The organism is Desulfobacterales bacterium (genome assembly GCA_029211065.1).
Classification (GTDB): Bacteria; Desulfobacterota; Desulfobacteria; order Desulfobacterales; family JARGFK01; genus JARGFK01.
On sequence record JARGFK010000112.1, the window covers coordinates 1 to 15,061 of the forward strand.

At 54.3% G+C, this 15,061-nt stretch carries 9 protein-coding genes; 5 read left to right on the forward strand and 4 right to left on the reverse strand.

Annotated elements, in window-relative coordinates:
* Positions 1-122: 122 nt before the first annotated feature.
* The 5 genes from P1P89_18860 to P1P89_18880 all read left to right on the forward strand — a co-directional run bounded on the left by P1P89_18860 (position 123) and on the right by P1P89_18880 (position 12,088).
* Positions 123-1,916, forward strand: coding sequence for a hypothetical protein (locus P1P89_18860; protein MDF1593574.1), 1,794 nt, complete (start codon positions 123-125; stop codon positions 1,914-1,916).
* A gap of 21 nt (positions 1,917-1,937) precedes the next feature.
* Positions 1,938-2,456: a hypothetical protein gene (locus tag P1P89_18865; protein ID MDF1593575.1), complete on the forward strand. Its 519-nt coding sequence runs from the start codon at positions 1,938-1,940 to the stop codon at positions 2,454-2,456.
* Between the two features lie 68 nt (positions 2,457-2,524).
* Positions 2,525-4,312: an isopeptide-forming domain-containing fimbrial protein gene (locus P1P89_18870; protein ID MDF1593576.1), complete on the forward strand. Its 1,788-nt coding sequence runs from the start codon at positions 2,525-2,527 to the stop codon at positions 4,310-4,312.
* Between the two features lie 29 nt (positions 4,313-4,341).
* Positions 4,342-10,509 carry a hypothetical protein gene (locus P1P89_18875; GenBank protein MDF1593577.1) on the forward strand — a complete coding sequence of 2,056 codons (6,168 nt, stop codon included), beginning with the start codon at positions 4,342-4,344 and terminating at the stop codon, positions 10,507-10,509.
* Positions 10,510-10,657: 148 nt separating this feature from the next.
* A complete protein-coding gene (locus P1P89_18880) occupies positions 10,658-12,088 on the forward strand; it encodes a hypothetical protein (protein ID MDF1593578.1) in 1,431 nt (476 codons plus the stop codon).
* Positions 12,089-12,112: 24 nt separating this feature from the next.
* Here P1P89_18880 and P1P89_18885 read toward each other — a convergent pair whose 3' ends face one another.
* The 4 genes from P1P89_18885 to P1P89_18900 form a co-directional block, all read right to left on the reverse strand.
* Positions 12,113-12,295, reverse strand: a complete 183-nt coding sequence (locus P1P89_18885; protein MDF1593579.1) for a hypothetical protein — start codon at positions 12,293-12,295, stop codon at positions 12,113-12,115.
* Positions 12,288-12,815: a zeta toxin family protein gene (locus tag P1P89_18890; protein MDF1593580.1), complete on the reverse strand. Its 528-nt coding sequence runs from the start codon at positions 12,813-12,815 to the stop codon at positions 12,288-12,290. The genes P1P89_18885 and P1P89_18890 overlap by 8 nt, the downstream gene beginning before the upstream one ends.
* Positions 12,816-12,833: 18 nt before the next feature.
* Positions 12,834-13,571 carry a radical SAM protein gene (locus P1P89_18895; GenBank protein ID MDF1593581.1) on the reverse strand — a complete coding sequence of 246 codons (738 nt, stop codon included), beginning with the start codon at positions 13,569-13,571 and terminating at the stop codon, positions 12,834-12,836.
* A 365-nt stretch (positions 13,572-13,936) separates the two neighbouring features.
* On the reverse strand, positions 13,937-15,061 hold a 1,125-nt coding region (locus P1P89_18900; GenBank protein MDF1593582.1), incomplete at its 5' end, for a hypothetical protein.

The window sequence follows — 15,061 nt, forward strand, 5'->3', positions numbered from 1 at the left end:
GCAACAGGGTGTCTTGGCTCCTCCATAACCGCATACTACACCATGTGGTCGGTTGAGTAAAGTGCATACCCACTATTACTAAAAATTCCTTCCAAAATTTTATTCCACTGTTTCTTGTCCTTTTGCTTCTTTGTTTTCCTGCCATTGCATCTGCCTGGCCGACCGACAGCCAGTGGATTCCGCTTTATAAGGGCGGCAATTATCTTCAAGACCCCAATGGCGACGCCCAGGGATCGCGCAATGTGGTTTCGGATCCCAACAACGATGCCGCCTTCATGTACAACAACGGCCAGTATGTCTATTTCCGCCTGCGTCTGGATCAAGATCCAACAGGCACCGGCGGACAGGGATTTTTAAAATCCTTTGGCTGGGGAGTTGAAATCGACACCAACCTGAACAGCGGCGACTACGAATGGCTCTTGATGGTGGACGGCATTTCCAAAACCGAAGTGGTTTCGCTGCAGCACAACAGCGTCCAGGGCACCCTGGGAGATCCCGGCGATCAGACCGAATCGGTCTGCGCCACTGTTCCCATTTCCACCAACCACCAGGTCATCCCTGCCAACACGTCCATTAACGGAGACCAGGATTATTATCTGGACTGGCGTTTTCCTTACAGCACCTTCAAACAGTGTACCGGGCTGACGGACACTTCGCCCCTCCGCCTTTTTTTCGGAAGTTCCCCCAGCACCAACAACCTGACGGAAGCCGGCGCCGACCTGCTGGGTGCCTCCGACCTCATTGCCGGCTTTTCAGACTATGTCACTGCTTACGGCACCCGCCCTACCACCGGGTTGGTCAAGTTTGTGGCGGATCTATTGGGAAGCAACGACGTCACGGTCGTCACCGCCGGACAGACCATCTACATTCGCGTGGAAGACGCCGACCTGAATTACAACAACGCCGTCCGCCAGACCTTGACTGTCGTCCTGACGACCACCGGCGGAGACAGCGAAACCCTGACCCTGACCGAGACCGGGGTGGACACCGGCATCTTTTCCGCATCAATCCCTTCCTTTAACGGACCGCGGACCTCCGCAAACGGCACCGTAGAGGTAAGCGCTCCGGATGAAATCGTTACGGTCACTTATATCGACGGTTTGGACGCCACCCTAAAACAGAACCAGCCGCGCACCGACACCCTAACGATTTTGCTCCCGCCGGCAATTACGGTCACCAAGGCGGTCACCCCCATTGCAACAGCCGCCGGCGGGACCGTTACCTATACCATCACCATCAGCAACAGTGGGTTCGGGGAAGGGTTTATCACCCAGATAACGGACGTCCTGCCTGCCGGGTTCACCTATAGAACCGGCACGACCACCGGACTTACGACGAATAATCCCACCATAAACGGCCAGGTACTGACCTGGACCGGCGCATGGACCATTCCCCGCAAAACCGGCGTCGCCAACGGAACAGCGACATTTTCATTTCAGACCAACGCCGGCAGCGTTGCCGGTACCTATTACAACAACGTTTCGGTATCCGGCAGCAACTTTGCCGTCAAAATCAGCGGCGACACTGCCCCGGTAATGGTAACGGCGGCGCCGCTGATGAGCCTGATTAAATCCGCAGATAAAGCCGGCGCCAAACCGGGCGAAGAGCTGATTTATTCGATTTACTACCGCAACCTGGGGCACGGTCCGGCCCATACCCTCATCATCATGGACACCGTTCCGATGAATACCGCTTATGTTGCCGGCAGCCTCAAGAGCGGCAACGCAGCCTCAACCTACGACACCGCCGACACCAGCCTCACGGACGGACCGGGCGAGACGGTTCCGGGCAACGTTTCCGGCGAAGTCAGCGGCAGCAATATCATCTTCACCATCAACGTGGTCTCTCCGAACGACGGCGTTGCCAATTCGGGGGCCGACGAAGGCAAAGTCTATTTTAAAGTTAAAGTCAATTAAGAAAAGGAGAGTGTGAAACCCATGACACGCGTCAGTTTAAAACCAATAACCGTCGTTTTTCTCTGTGTCCTGATTTTGTCCGGTCTGGGCGCCAAGGCCTGGGCCCAAGCCGGACAGCCCAAAATAAGTATTCAAATCAATGTGGCAAAGGAGGTGAGGCAGTTTAAAGACAATAAGTGGATTGTTCAACACGTCCCGGTAGCCAGTACGCAGCGGGACGACATTCTGATTTACACCATTACCTACACCAATGAGGGCCGGAGCCCGGCAAATGATGCTGCCATCGTGGACCCGATTCCCACCGGAACCGTCTACCTGTTGGACAGTGCCCAGGGAGAAAATGCTGAAATAACCTGCAGCATCAACGGCGGACTTCTTTTTCAATCGCCGCCGGCCAAATATGTCGTTGAAAAACCGGACGGCAGCCGCGAAGAAAAAGCCGCTCCGCCCGAAATGTACACCCATATTAAATGGACCATCCGCAAGTTGGTGCTGCCGGACGAATCCGGCCGGCTCCGGTTTAAAGTGATTGTCCAGTAACATCTTAAATTTCAACTTTTGTTTAATTGTTATGGCACATCGCACCAACAACCAAAAGGAGAAGAAAAATGAAAAAACGATTCCTATTCAGCTTCTTGTCCGTCCTGCTGCTTCTGTGGCTTGTGCCCCAGGTCATGGCAGTTGGGACCGTGGCGGGAACATCGATCAGCAACCAGGCCTATGTCGATTACAAGGATGCCAACAGCAATCCCCTGACACGGGTCTATTCCAACACGGTGACTACCATGGTCAGTCAGGTTTACGGTGTTTCCCTGGGTCCGATTTCCCAAACCCAGACAGCCGGGATTGCTTCCGAAGCCTCATTTCTGATTCAGTTGTTTAATACCGGAAACGGAAGCGATACCCAGACCTACACCTATACACTCGACGGCGGTTCAACGTTTACGCCGTCGTATGTCAAGATTTATTACGACCAAAACAATAACCACATTCTGGACCTGGGCACCGACCCGCTTATCGACAATAATGCCACTCCGGGCGCCGGCGGGGGACCGTTTACCACTACGATCAGCATTGCCCACGACGATGATTACGACATCTTTATGCTGGTCGGCACGACGGGTGCAGCCGACACCCAGCAGGCAATCATCAATCTGTCTACCGTGTCTGTCGGAGAAGCTACCAAAACAGCTTCGGGCAGCTATACGACCATTATATCAACCGCGGTGGTCACATCGGCAAAAACCCATACCCCGGAAGCACCCAAACCCGGACAAGACGTAACCTACACCATAACGTTGACAAACTCCGGATCGTCTGATGCCCTCTCAGCAAAGCTGACCGACTTGATTCCGACTGGTATGACCTATAAAACCGGCACGATCACGGTCGGAGGCGTTCTTAAAACCGACACGGGCGCTGACGGTGACGGCGTAGACTTTAATTCAACCGTGGCCGGTGCCGTTTATGTGAATGTAGGAACGGTCAAGGGGAAAACCAATAATCCGCCCGACGGCGAGACGGTGACCATTACCTTTCAGGCCACTGTAAAAGCAAGCATCGCCGCCGGCACCGCCATAACCAACCAGGCGGCTATCGAATATACAGTGGGCGCCACCACCCTCAACGCCACCAGCAACGGCCGAACGTTGTTTGTGGCATCTGCGCCTGCTGTTGCCGTTACGCCCGTCGCCACGTCGGCCACCGGCGACCCCGGCACAAAAATCACCTATCCCATTACCATCAGCAATAACGGTAATGCCGCCGATGTTATCGACGTCAGCTACACCTCAACGGCAGGTTGGACGTGGGCGCTGTGGTATGATGCCAATAATGACGGGATCGCCGGCAACGACGGGGACTATCTCCTGACCGATACCGACGATGACGGGGTTGACGACACCGGCTCGATTGCCCAGGGCGGGACCGTTAAAATCCTGGCCGTTGTCACCATTCCGGCCGGGACCTCCAACGCGACCGTTGACACCCTGGTGGTCAAGGGCACATCGAGCAATGATACCGCCGTATATGCCACTTCCGGCAACCTGACCACGACGGTTACCGCACCGGTTCTTGCGATTACTAAAGCCGTCAGCCCGACGGGGAATCAACCGCCCGGCACCATCCTGACCTACACCGTTACGGTTACCAACAACGGTCTGGGTGTGGCCACAAGCGTCATCATCACCGACATCATACCGCAATACACGACCTATCAAGCCAATACGATCAGGACCGGTTCCTCCTCCGGTACCCTGGCAAGCAATACCGATGCGGCCGGCGATGACGGCGCCCAGTTCGACTCAGGATCAAATGCCATTATTGCGGGTGGCACATCCAAAACACTCGGCGCCGGCGGGCAGTTCATCCTGGAGTTTCAAGTCAAGATCGATTGATGAGGGGCAAGTAAAAAGGAAACAACCTGGTGCGAAGGAAACCCGAAAATAGGAATCGGCTCCAATGGGGGGCACTGGCCTTATGCCTGTGGCTGAGCGTGTGGTTGCCGGCCACGGCATTGGCGGCCAGCCCCCCGGCGGGGACTTCGATTCTCAATACGGCTGTTGTGGCTTACAACGATGCCAACGGGAGCAGTCTGCCTTCGCAAAGCGCTTCGGTGCAAACCATCGTCAGTGGTGCACCGGTTCTGAAAATCACCAAGCTGGACAGCGTCGATCCGGTATCCTCCGGTGCGACGTTGACCTATACCCTCCAGTACGAAAACACCGGCAACAGCCCGGCCACCAATGTCATCCTCAGCGACTCCTTGTCCAAACATGTCATTTTCCAGAGCGCGTCCGGCGGCGATCTTTACACGCCTGCGCCTCCCGGCGGCGGCACCGTGTCCTGGAATATCGGTACGCTGGCATCAGGACAAATCGGTTCGCTCACCATTACAACGCGGGTCAAAACACCCGCGGAGTATACACCGGGCGATCCGGACACTATTACGATCGGCACCCTTATCAGCAACACTGCAACCCTCACTGCGACGGAAGGGTTCGACAGCCAAACCATTACCATCACTGTAGGAAGTGCCCCCAACCTTGTTGTTGTCAAATCGACGACTTCCGGCCCGGTTCTACCGGGCGGCACCCTTACCTACACGATCCATTATGAAAATCGCGGCAATTCGCCCGCGACCAATATCCGCATCACTGACAACTTACCCAGCGGTGTGGCCTATCAATCCGGCTCTATAACCGCTGGCGGCACTATCAGCGGACCGACCCTCACCTGGAACCTGGGCACGCTGTCTGCCGGCGCGTCCGGCGATGTCGGCTTCAAGGTGACGGTATCGCCCCTGGCAACGAATGGACAGACGGTTCAAAATACCGCTGTCATTCTCAGCAACGAACTGGGCGTGATCAGCTCCAACACGGTCACGAACACGGTTTCGACGACTTCCGGTCTGCCTTCTCTTTCCATCGTGAAAACCGACAGCCCGGATCCGGTTTATGTCAACAACCCCATCACCTACACCATTGCCGCGACCAACGACGGAACGGCCGCTTTGACCAACGTGGTCATCAAGGACCCGGTGCCGGCCAACACGACCTTTATCAGTGCCGATGGGGTGGGAACTCTGAGCGACAACGCGGTCATATGGAATATTCCTTCTCTGGCAGCAGGGGCGACCCAAACCGTCAATATGACGGTTCAGGTCAATGCCGCTGTTGTGGAAGGTTCGGTCATTCAAAATACGGCCGAAGTGATCGCCCAAGAGATCCTCTATCCCACGCCCACCACCACCACCACGGTATCGGCCCGAACACCGGCCCAGATTCTGTTTATGACGGCCGGAATGACCCCGACCCACAGCTATCACGTCGGCGACACCATCTGCATCCAGGTAACGGATCTGGATCAGAATAAAGATCCCAATGCGGTTGAAAGTGTCAGCGTCACACTCGCAGACAATAAGACCGGAGACAGTGAAACACTCGTTTTAACCGAAACCGGACTCAATACCAGGATCTTCCGTGGGTGTCTGCTCAGCGTTACGGAGCCGATGAATTCCGAAAACGGAACCATCAGCGTATCCCCGGATTCTGCCCTGAGGGTCACCTATATGGACCCCTTTGATGCCTCGCCGGTCTCCCAGGATTCGGCCTTGATCGACCCCTTCGGTATTGTGTTTGATTCGGTTACCGGCGTGCCCCTGGCGGGCTTTGTGGTCACCCTGCGGATTTCACCCTCCGGCGCACTGGCCAGTACAGCGCCGGGATGGCCTCCCGCCCAGCCCGATATTGTCACCACCGGTCCCACCGGCTCCTATGCATTCCCGCTGGTCCCGCCGGGCAGCTATTACCTCGATGTCACCCCCGCAGCCCCCTATACGTTCCCCTCGTCAGTGGCCACGGCCGATCTGCCGCCGGGATTTGTCATCGGGGTCGGTTCGCGCGGCGAGGTCTTCAGCCTCGCTCCCCTGGACCCTGCCCTGAACCTGGATCTGCCGGCGGATCCGCCTTCCGGCCGCCTGTCGGTTACCAAAACCGCCAATAAAAACGAAGCCGCCATCGGCGACTTTGTCGGTTACAGCGTCACCGTCAACAACCCCGGTACAGCACCGACCGCTGCGGTCAAACTGTATGATACCCTGCCCCATGGGTTCCGCTATATGAAAAAGTCCACCCGCATGGACGGCATTGCCGCCGCCGACCCGGAAACCGGCCGCAGCCGCACACTGATCTGGCTCCTGGGAACCATCGCGGGCGGCAAGTCCAAAACCATCAGCTATACGGTTGTCCTCGGCCCGGACAGCCCCAAAGGCAACGGCAAAAACAGTGCCTATGCCGGCGGTAGCACGTTGGGCAGAAACATCACCTCCAACATCGCAACTAAAAAAATAAAAATCACCCAGGGCGTATTCACGTCCAGTGGAACCATCATCGGAAAAGTGTTCATCGACAGCAACGCCGATTCGCTCCAGCAGCATGTGACCGCCGATGGTCGCGAGCTGGAAAGCGGCATCCCCGGCGTTGTGATCTATATGGAAGACGGCACCCGCGTGGAGACCGATCCCGACGGAAAGTTTTCCATTTACGGTGTCAAGCCCGGCACCCACGTCCTGCGGGTGGATACCGCCTCCCTGCCGGAAGATGTGGAGTTGGTCCCGATTTCCAACCGCTTCCTGGGGAGCGCGTCTTCCCAGTTTGTCGACATGGTGTACGGCCAGATTTACAAGGCCAATTTTGCCGCAAAACGAAAAACAACGGTCCGCGATGACAGGCGCCCGATACTGCCGGCCCAGGATACCCCGGCGGCAGCGAGTGAGCAGCCCAAACCGGAAAGTCCGCCGGTATTGCAGCCGCCTGAATCATCAGCGACCGAAAAAGATAAACTTGAAAAAATTGATCCTCCCAAACCAGAAGCATCACTTCAGCCGGTGGTTTCTGAAAGTGCCTCACCAGCCGCTGCTGCGCAGGCTGCCCCGGTGACGACAGCACCGGCAGCGACATCGCAACCGGCCGTAACGTCGACAGCCGATAGACCGCCGGTGAACCTGGAAGAGCAGATCAAGGGGATGACCCCCGATCTCGCCATCCTGAAGCCACGGGACGGCGACCTCATTGCCAAGGGCCATGTTCATATCCTGGTAAAAGCGCCGCTGGAAACCCACCTGTCTCTGGAGGTCAACGGCCAGCCCATTTCCGAAAAACGTATCGGCCGGACCCTCTCCTATCAACCCGGCAGGGTCGCTGTTACAGAATATGTGGGCGTTGACTTAAAGACCGGCGAAGTCAATACAATTCAAGCCCAAATCAAGGACCCCTTCGACAATATCCGCGGCCGGCAGGCCATTCGGGTGACGGCGGTGGGCAGTCCGGACCGCATCGACATCCGGCCGCAGCTCAAAGAAATCCCGGCCGACGGACGCACCCGGGCTGCCGTGTCGGTATCCATTCTGGATAAAAACGGACATCCTGTCCCCTACCCTGCCATGATCACCGTTGCCACCACGGCCGGTGAAATAGTGGAAAAGGATTGGGACCCCATGACCGGCGGGCACCAGATCGAGGTTCAGAACGGCGGTGCGACTTTCAGCGTGCAGGCGCCCTTTGAAAGCCGTACGGCTGAAATCACGGCCCGCTATGAGACCCTGAAGGAAACGGCCAAGATTTTCTTTGCGCCCCACCTGCGCAACCTCTTTGCAGTGGGCTTCGGCGAAATCAAGCTGGGATACGGACAAAAGAGCGGCAGCTGGGAATTTTTGAAAAAAGACCGCTCCTTTGACGACGGCGCCTTTGCCGATGCCAGGGGCGCCGCCTTTGTCAAAGGCGACATCGGCTGGGGCGTCCTGTTGACGGCGGCCTTTGATTCCGGCAAGGAAGAAACCGACGAGCTGTTCCGCACGCCGGATACCGATCTGACCTCCGAAGGGAAATACCCCATATACGGCGATGAAAGCCGCCAGGAGTATGAAGCGCTGTCCCGGGAAAAGCTCTATATCCGCCTGGACAAGGACCGCTCCTCGCTCTTGTTCGGCGATTACGACACCAACCTGAACGAATCACGACTAGGCGCCTATTCGCGCTCGTTTAACGGGTTTAAGAGCGACATCCAGACCGATCGCTTCAGCCTGCGCTCCTTTGTCAGCTACACCGATCAAACCCAGGTGGTGGATATCCTGCCGGCCAAAGGCGTTTCCGGGTACTATTATCTCCAGCACAACCCGGCTGTGGACGGCAGCGAAAAAGTGGTCTTGGAGACCCGCAGCCGCAGGCAGCCCGATCGGGTTCTAAAACGCCAGCTCATGACACGCTGGACCGACTACGACATCAACTACGACGACGGCTCGATCCTGTTCAAAGAGCCGGTCTCCAGCCGGGACGCCGATTTTAACCCGGTATATATTGTCGTCAGCTATGAAAGCAAAGACAGCGGAGCGAAATATTACATTTACGGGGGGCGCGGCGCCGTCAGACTGACCCCTTGGATGGAACTGGGCGTAACCGACATCGTGGAAGAAAAGGAAGTGGACGACTACCATCTGTTTGGCGGCGATGTCACCTTCACCCTGCCCGCCCGGACCACGCTTAAGGCTGAATGGACGCAGACCGATTCGACATTTGACATCGACAATGTCTATGCACCGAAAACCGGCGACGGCTGGTCAGTTGAAATCGGCAGCAAACCTACCGAGCGACTGGACCTGAGCGGCTACTACCGCAACCTCAGCAGCTATTTCAGCAACCCCAGCGCCGTGGACGTGATGCGCGGCTCTGAGAAATACGGACTGGATGCCGCCTATCGCCTGCAGCCGGACCTTCTCCTGCGCGGCAAACATTTCAATGAGACCGACGAACTCAACAACGGCGAATACCGCCTGTCGTCGGTAGACATGGAAAAGAAGTACAAAAAGACCACCGTCACGGTGGGAATCTCTTATGAAACCTCGGAAGATGATTATATCCCGGCAGCTAATCTCACCAGCCGGGACCCCTTTGACATCAGTGAAGAGACGCCGGAAGATCTCATCGCCGCCCGGGCAGGCCTGGAGACCCGGCTCACGCCGGATCTGTCCTTCCTGGACGGACACAAGCAGGACCTCCAGCACAACCGCTATAACCTGACCCATGCCGGTCTGTCCTATAAAATCGATAGCCTCAGCCGTACCTATGTCCGCAAGGAATACGGCACCTATGACGACCGCAGGGAAGACCGCACCCTGATCGGCGTCGAAGCGGATGTTGCCAAAGACACGGTCGAATACAGCGAGTACCGCCTGGAAAACGGCGCCGACGGCGCCCGCAATTACCGGGTCATCGGCCTGCGCAACAAATTCAAACTTACCGAAAGCCTTGGCGGAAACGTATCACTGGAAAACCTGCACACCCGCGGCGGGGAACAGCGCAAGGGCGAACCCGACGGTTTTGCCGTTTCCACAGGTCTGCAGTACCTGCCGACGGATCGCCTGAAACTGACCTCCCGCTTTGAATACAAGGATGAAAAGTCCGATCCCGATCTCATCAGCCACTTGATCGAAGTCGGCCTGGGATATAAACTGCACCCGGATTATTCCCTGCTGGCCCGGGAGCGCTATTATTCCGAAGTGCTGGGCGGCAACCAGGGCAAACGGATCCGCTCCCGCACCACCCTGGGGTTGGCCTATCGGCCGGTGCGCTATGACCGTTTCAATGCCCTGGCGAAAATTGAACTTAAAAATGAACAGGATACGATCCAGACGCCGGATGAAAACAGCGATGCCTATATCGGCTCCATGGAAGGACACTATCAGACCAGCCGCAGGCTGCAGCTCATCGGCAAATACGCCGGCAAACTGGTCCTTGAAAACGAATTTCAATCCTATACCGATCTGATTTCAGCTAGATTTATCTACGATCTCACCGACCGCATTGACATCGGCGCCGAGTACCGGCTCCTGACCGGTCACGATGTCGATTCCCGTTCCCATGGCGGCAGCATAGAGGCCGGCTACCGCCTGGTGAAAAACCTTTGGCTGTCCCTGGGATACTCCTTTGACGCGTTCGATTCCGACCTGACCGCCGACAACTACTGGGGCAAAGGGCCGTTCATGCGCATCCGCTTCAAGTTTGACGAAACAACATTCCGTCACAGCACCCGCAACTGACGATCGGTCCAATTGCCGGAATTGATTCCCGGGAGTTTTTCCGCTATTGATTTGGATAGCGATTCCCGGTATCATATCAACCGCTTTGCCTATTTGGTGAAATAAACTTATTGCGTGGCTATGCTTTAGCGTTAACTATAAAATTGTGATGACACATAAAAAAATTATGATTTTAATTTTCCTTTTTTTCTTTGGGATGTCCTCCCCGGTTCTCTCCGCTGAATATCTGCAGGTCAACGGCCTGATCGACACGCGTACAACCTACAGCGACGGGATCTATGATGTGACGAGTCTTGCCCGACTGGCAAGGGAAAGGGGATTCGAGGTTCTGTTTCTGAACGACCATGACCGCCTGGTTATGGAATACGGCGTGCTCCCTTTTAGAAATATTCTTAAAAAAAAGGTCGAGTTAGATTCCATCAACCGGAAAGGCGCCGAATACTACCTCGATGACGTAAAGAAAGCGAGGGAGAAATATCCGGATATGGTCCTGATTCCGGGATCGGAATCGGTTCCCTTTTACTACTGGGAAGGGTCGCCTTTATCGAAAAATCTGACCGCCCATGATCATGAAAAACGGTTGTTGACCATCGGGATGGAAAAACCGCAGGACTATCAGAACCTTCCCGTGATTCATAACGGTTTTTCAAACCGTTTTTTGAATCATTTCCTGCCGCGGACCATCTTATTTTTCATCACTTTTATTCTCGGTCTTTTCTTATTAAAGGAAAAGGGATTTTTCAGAACTTCCGGCATCATTGTCAGCGCGATTTGTTTTTTAGGCATGATCGATGCCCTTCCGTTTCGAAGTTCGCCCTTCAGTCAGTACGACGGCAATCAGGGCATTGCACCCTACCAACTCCTGATTGATTATGTAAATCAAAAAGAGGGGTTTACAATCTGGAATTATCTTGAAACCCAATCGGGCGTCAGAAAACTGGGCCCTGTCTTTCTCAATACAGCACCCTACCCGGATGTACTGGAAAGGTCCCGCGACTATACCGGTTTTGCGGCGGTATATGGGGACACCATCACCGCAACCGAACCGGGACATGAGTGGGACCGCGTCCTGCTTGAATACTGCACGGGCAAAAGAGAACGGCCGGTGTGGGGGATCGCAACAGCGGATTTTCATAAAGACAGCGAATCCGGCCAGAAGCTGGGGGACTTTCCCACTGTTTTTCTGGTTCCCAGAAAAACAAAAGCCGACATCCTGGCCGCCCTGAAGGCGGGTAGAATGTACGCCAGCCAGACAAGCTATCCCCAGCAGATTCTTCTCAAAGAATTTTCGGTTTCGGGCGGCGGCGCCGGTGATAAGGCCACATTGGGCGGGGAAATTGCGTTAAGCGGACACCCGAAAATCCACATCTCGCTGGCATTTAAAAATCCGGTGGGAAACCAGGTCAAAGTCCGTTTGATCCGGTCCGGCAAATTAATCGAAACCTTCACCGGCAAGCTCCCCATGAAAATAGATTATGAGGACAAATACAGTCGGCCGGGTGAGAAGATTTACTATCGCATGGATGTGACCGGACACGGCATCCTGGTATCCAATCCCATCTTTGTGAAGTTCCGATAATAACAAATCTTTTTCACTTCCAGTTCAGGCGTCTTTTTCTGGGAGTTTTTCTACCATTTTTCCGTTTTCGTAAATAATAATGCCATGGCCGAAGCGTCGAGCCCGTTCACGAGCCTTTAAGGCGGCACGCCTGAGGGCCGTTTCGGCAAGCCTGATGTCAGGATCATCCAATTTTTTGGTTGCACTATTCGTTTGTATATCAGTCATGTCTTTCTCCTTCATCGATAAAAATAGGCCACTCTCCTGCATTGTCAACAAGAACCCATTCATCTACAATTGCTTTGTATAAATTTTCAAAATTGCTCAGCCCGGAATGATAGCGTCGACGAACCACATCTTCCGGGACATTGTGCCCCCCCTCCTTTACACGCTGTTTCACACGGGCAAAGGCAAATTCTGGATCAGGAAGCTTTAGAAAATAGAGCTTTACCTTATACCCTTCCTTTTGCCATTCTGGAATAAGTCTAGCATAGTTTTTCCCGCTCAGGGTCGTCTCAAAGGAAAAACTCTCGCCCCTTTTCACATAGGTATTCATCATTTCAATCATCATTTTAGATGCTTGAATCGAACTTGCTTCCGGACGAAAGGGATTGATACCTTCGGCAATAAGATCCGCGTTGATGAAATTGGGACACTCGGCTTCCCGGGGAAGGAACTCAGTGGCGAATGTCGTTTTACCCGCCCCATTCGGTCCGGCAATGATTAAAATCTTCTTTTGTCTATCCATGTTTTCACTGCTTTTATATCATTGTTTTATTGAAAAAGAACGCAGGTCGTTCTTGATATAGTATTTTGCGCCAAGTTTTGTTAAAAGGGTTTCCGCATCGAAAAGAAATTTGCCCCAGTCCACGGTCTTTTCATGCTCTTTCATGTGATTCAGCTTGCCCACCTTCCAGAAATTCACATACGGATGCGCCATGCGGATTACCGCAAGTGCCTGATCGGGGTCAATCACCGGTTCAAGGCTGACCCAGGTAAAGATACCCGCCTTATGAGCGGCTTTTAAAACAGTCAGCCGGTCGTCTACGGTCGAAGCGTTCGGCTCCCACTCCCTGCGTTCGTCATCATCAGCAAAGCAAAGCGTGATGCCAAGCTGCGTACGGGCAGTCTTCATCAGCCCCAGGTCTTCCAGGATCAGATCGGCGCATCCTTTGGTCAGCACCTGATTGTTCAGTCTGTGTTTAGAGACAATTTCAAGAGCCTGCCGCGTCAATCGTTCGGTCCGTTCAAGCGGCTGGTAGGGATCGCTTAGGAAACAAAACAGGATCGAGCGAAAATCACCCCTTAAGCGTTGTGCATCTTTTTCGAGGAGTTCCAAAATATCTTTTCGAGGTTCAGCCTTAGCATGCCATTTTTCCCCGGTTGTCCGCATGCAAGCGGGCGCATAGCAATAGCGGCATCCATGCGTACATCCACGATACAAATTACATGCGAGTTCCGAGTACTCCCGCGCCCTTCCCCTGGGTTCATAAACAACATTCATGTAAGACCTCCTCTATACACAGCGAATCCTTTCCACTCACTCATGACTCCTCATAAAGTTCCAGCTTGCCCCGTTTCCCTTCGCTAAACGGTCTTCGATGTAGGTTGCATACAGATAATCAATGCATCGCCTCCCGATTTGTCAAATATCAATGCGCGGCCCCGATGATGTTATTCTTGCTGGATTATTCTGTCCAAATTAACGGTTAGTAAAATTCCAAGTTATTTAATTTTTTAAAAACGTCCCGGTTGCCTTACTACAGCGCCGCCCGATTTGTGAAATGTTGAGATCTGACCCCGTTGTTTTTCCGTGTGAAATGTTGAGATCTGACCCCGTTGTTTTTGACCCCGTTGTTTTCTTTCAAATTATACATCGAAAACCTTAAGCACCTCGTCGCCATAATGGTTGATGACCTTGACGGCGATTTTGCCTGTTTCGGGCGGGTCGAACGGGGTGCTACTGGTGCTGTAAAGGTTCGACCATGCAGATTCGTCGATTTCGGCGCGAAGGGCGCGTTTGAGTTTGTCGTAGGGTTCGTCGGCGCCGGTAAAATATGCATGGCGGACAAAGAAGCTTTCGCCGTTGTAATCGGTATCGATGAACCAGCAGGCGATGTCGTCGGTGGATGAGCTGCGAATCTGGCCGGTGGTCGGGTCGTACACGTCCACGCCCTTGATCTCCACCGTCAGCTTGCCTCCCTTGGCCTTTTTAATATCCACATCGGGTTCGCCGAACACCATAAAGAGGTTCCCGGCTCCGGTCTTTTTCAGGAGTTCGTCGCCCATTGCCAAATCGGGATTCATGCGGGCCGGCAGCACATTCAGTTTGCCGTAACGCTTGGTCTCTTCTGAAACATGCGGGTCAAAGGCAAATCCGCAAACGATGAGCAAATCGTAGCCGATGCCCTGGACAGCTTCCTTGGCAGCCTCTTTGACCTGCTGCGGGCTGACGGTGCCCTGCTCCGGGCCGATGGAGATTGCCACGCGCCTGACTTTTTCAACCTGCTTTTCACCCTTTGCAGAAGAGGAAACTTTTTCGGTATAGGTTCCGGCGGCATGAATCCAGCTTCCGGCAAAGATGTCAAGCGTATCGAATTTCAGCCGTTCGCCTTTCTTGGTATTCTGCACCCCGGCTTTGCGCAGGTTTTCGAGGATCATCTCAGCAAAATCAGCCATTTCTTTCCGTTCCTGTTTCTCAGCATCGGTTGCCAGCACCCGGTGCGGGGATAGGCTTTCCACCGTAAAGGGGCCGGTCACGCGGAGGGTTTTGTTATCCTCATAGGGCTGGTCGAAAAGCGTTTCGGTGTCGGCATGGCGGGCAATGGCTTCGTCGATCTGTTTGCGGGTCATCCCTTCCCTGATGTCGGGATTGTTGGCAATGGACTTGAGCGTAACATGCGGCACCCGTTTATAGACGAATCCCTTGCGGATATCACTTTCGGTTGGATGCGGCGGCGGGAATTTGCCGGTAAGCTCGGCTTCTTTTTTGAT

Excerpts from the sequence above, each read along its gene's own strand:
- P1P89_18865 (MDF1593575.1), top strand. The coding sequence starts at position 1,938 with ATGACACGCGTCAGTTTAAAACCAATAACCGTCGTTTTTCTCTGTGTC.
- P1P89_18870 (MDF1593576.1), top strand. The coding sequence starts at position 2,525 with ATGAAAAAACGATTCCTATTCAGCTTCTTGTCCGTCCTGCTGCTTCTG.
- P1P89_18880 (MDF1593578.1), top strand. The coding sequence starts at position 10,658 with ATGACACATAAAAAAATTATGATTTTAATTTTCCTTTTTTTCTTTGGG.
- P1P89_18885 (MDF1593579.1), bottom strand. The coding sequence starts at position 12,295 with ATGACTGATATACAAACGAATAGTGCAACCAAAAAATTGGATGATCCT.
- P1P89_18890 (MDF1593580.1), bottom strand. The coding sequence starts at position 12,815 with ATGGATAGACAAAAGAAGATTTTAATCATTGCCGGACCGAATGGGGCG.
- P1P89_18895 (MDF1593581.1), bottom strand. The coding sequence starts at position 13,571 with ATGAATGTTGTTTATGAACCCAGGGGAAGGGCGCGGGAGTACTCGGAA.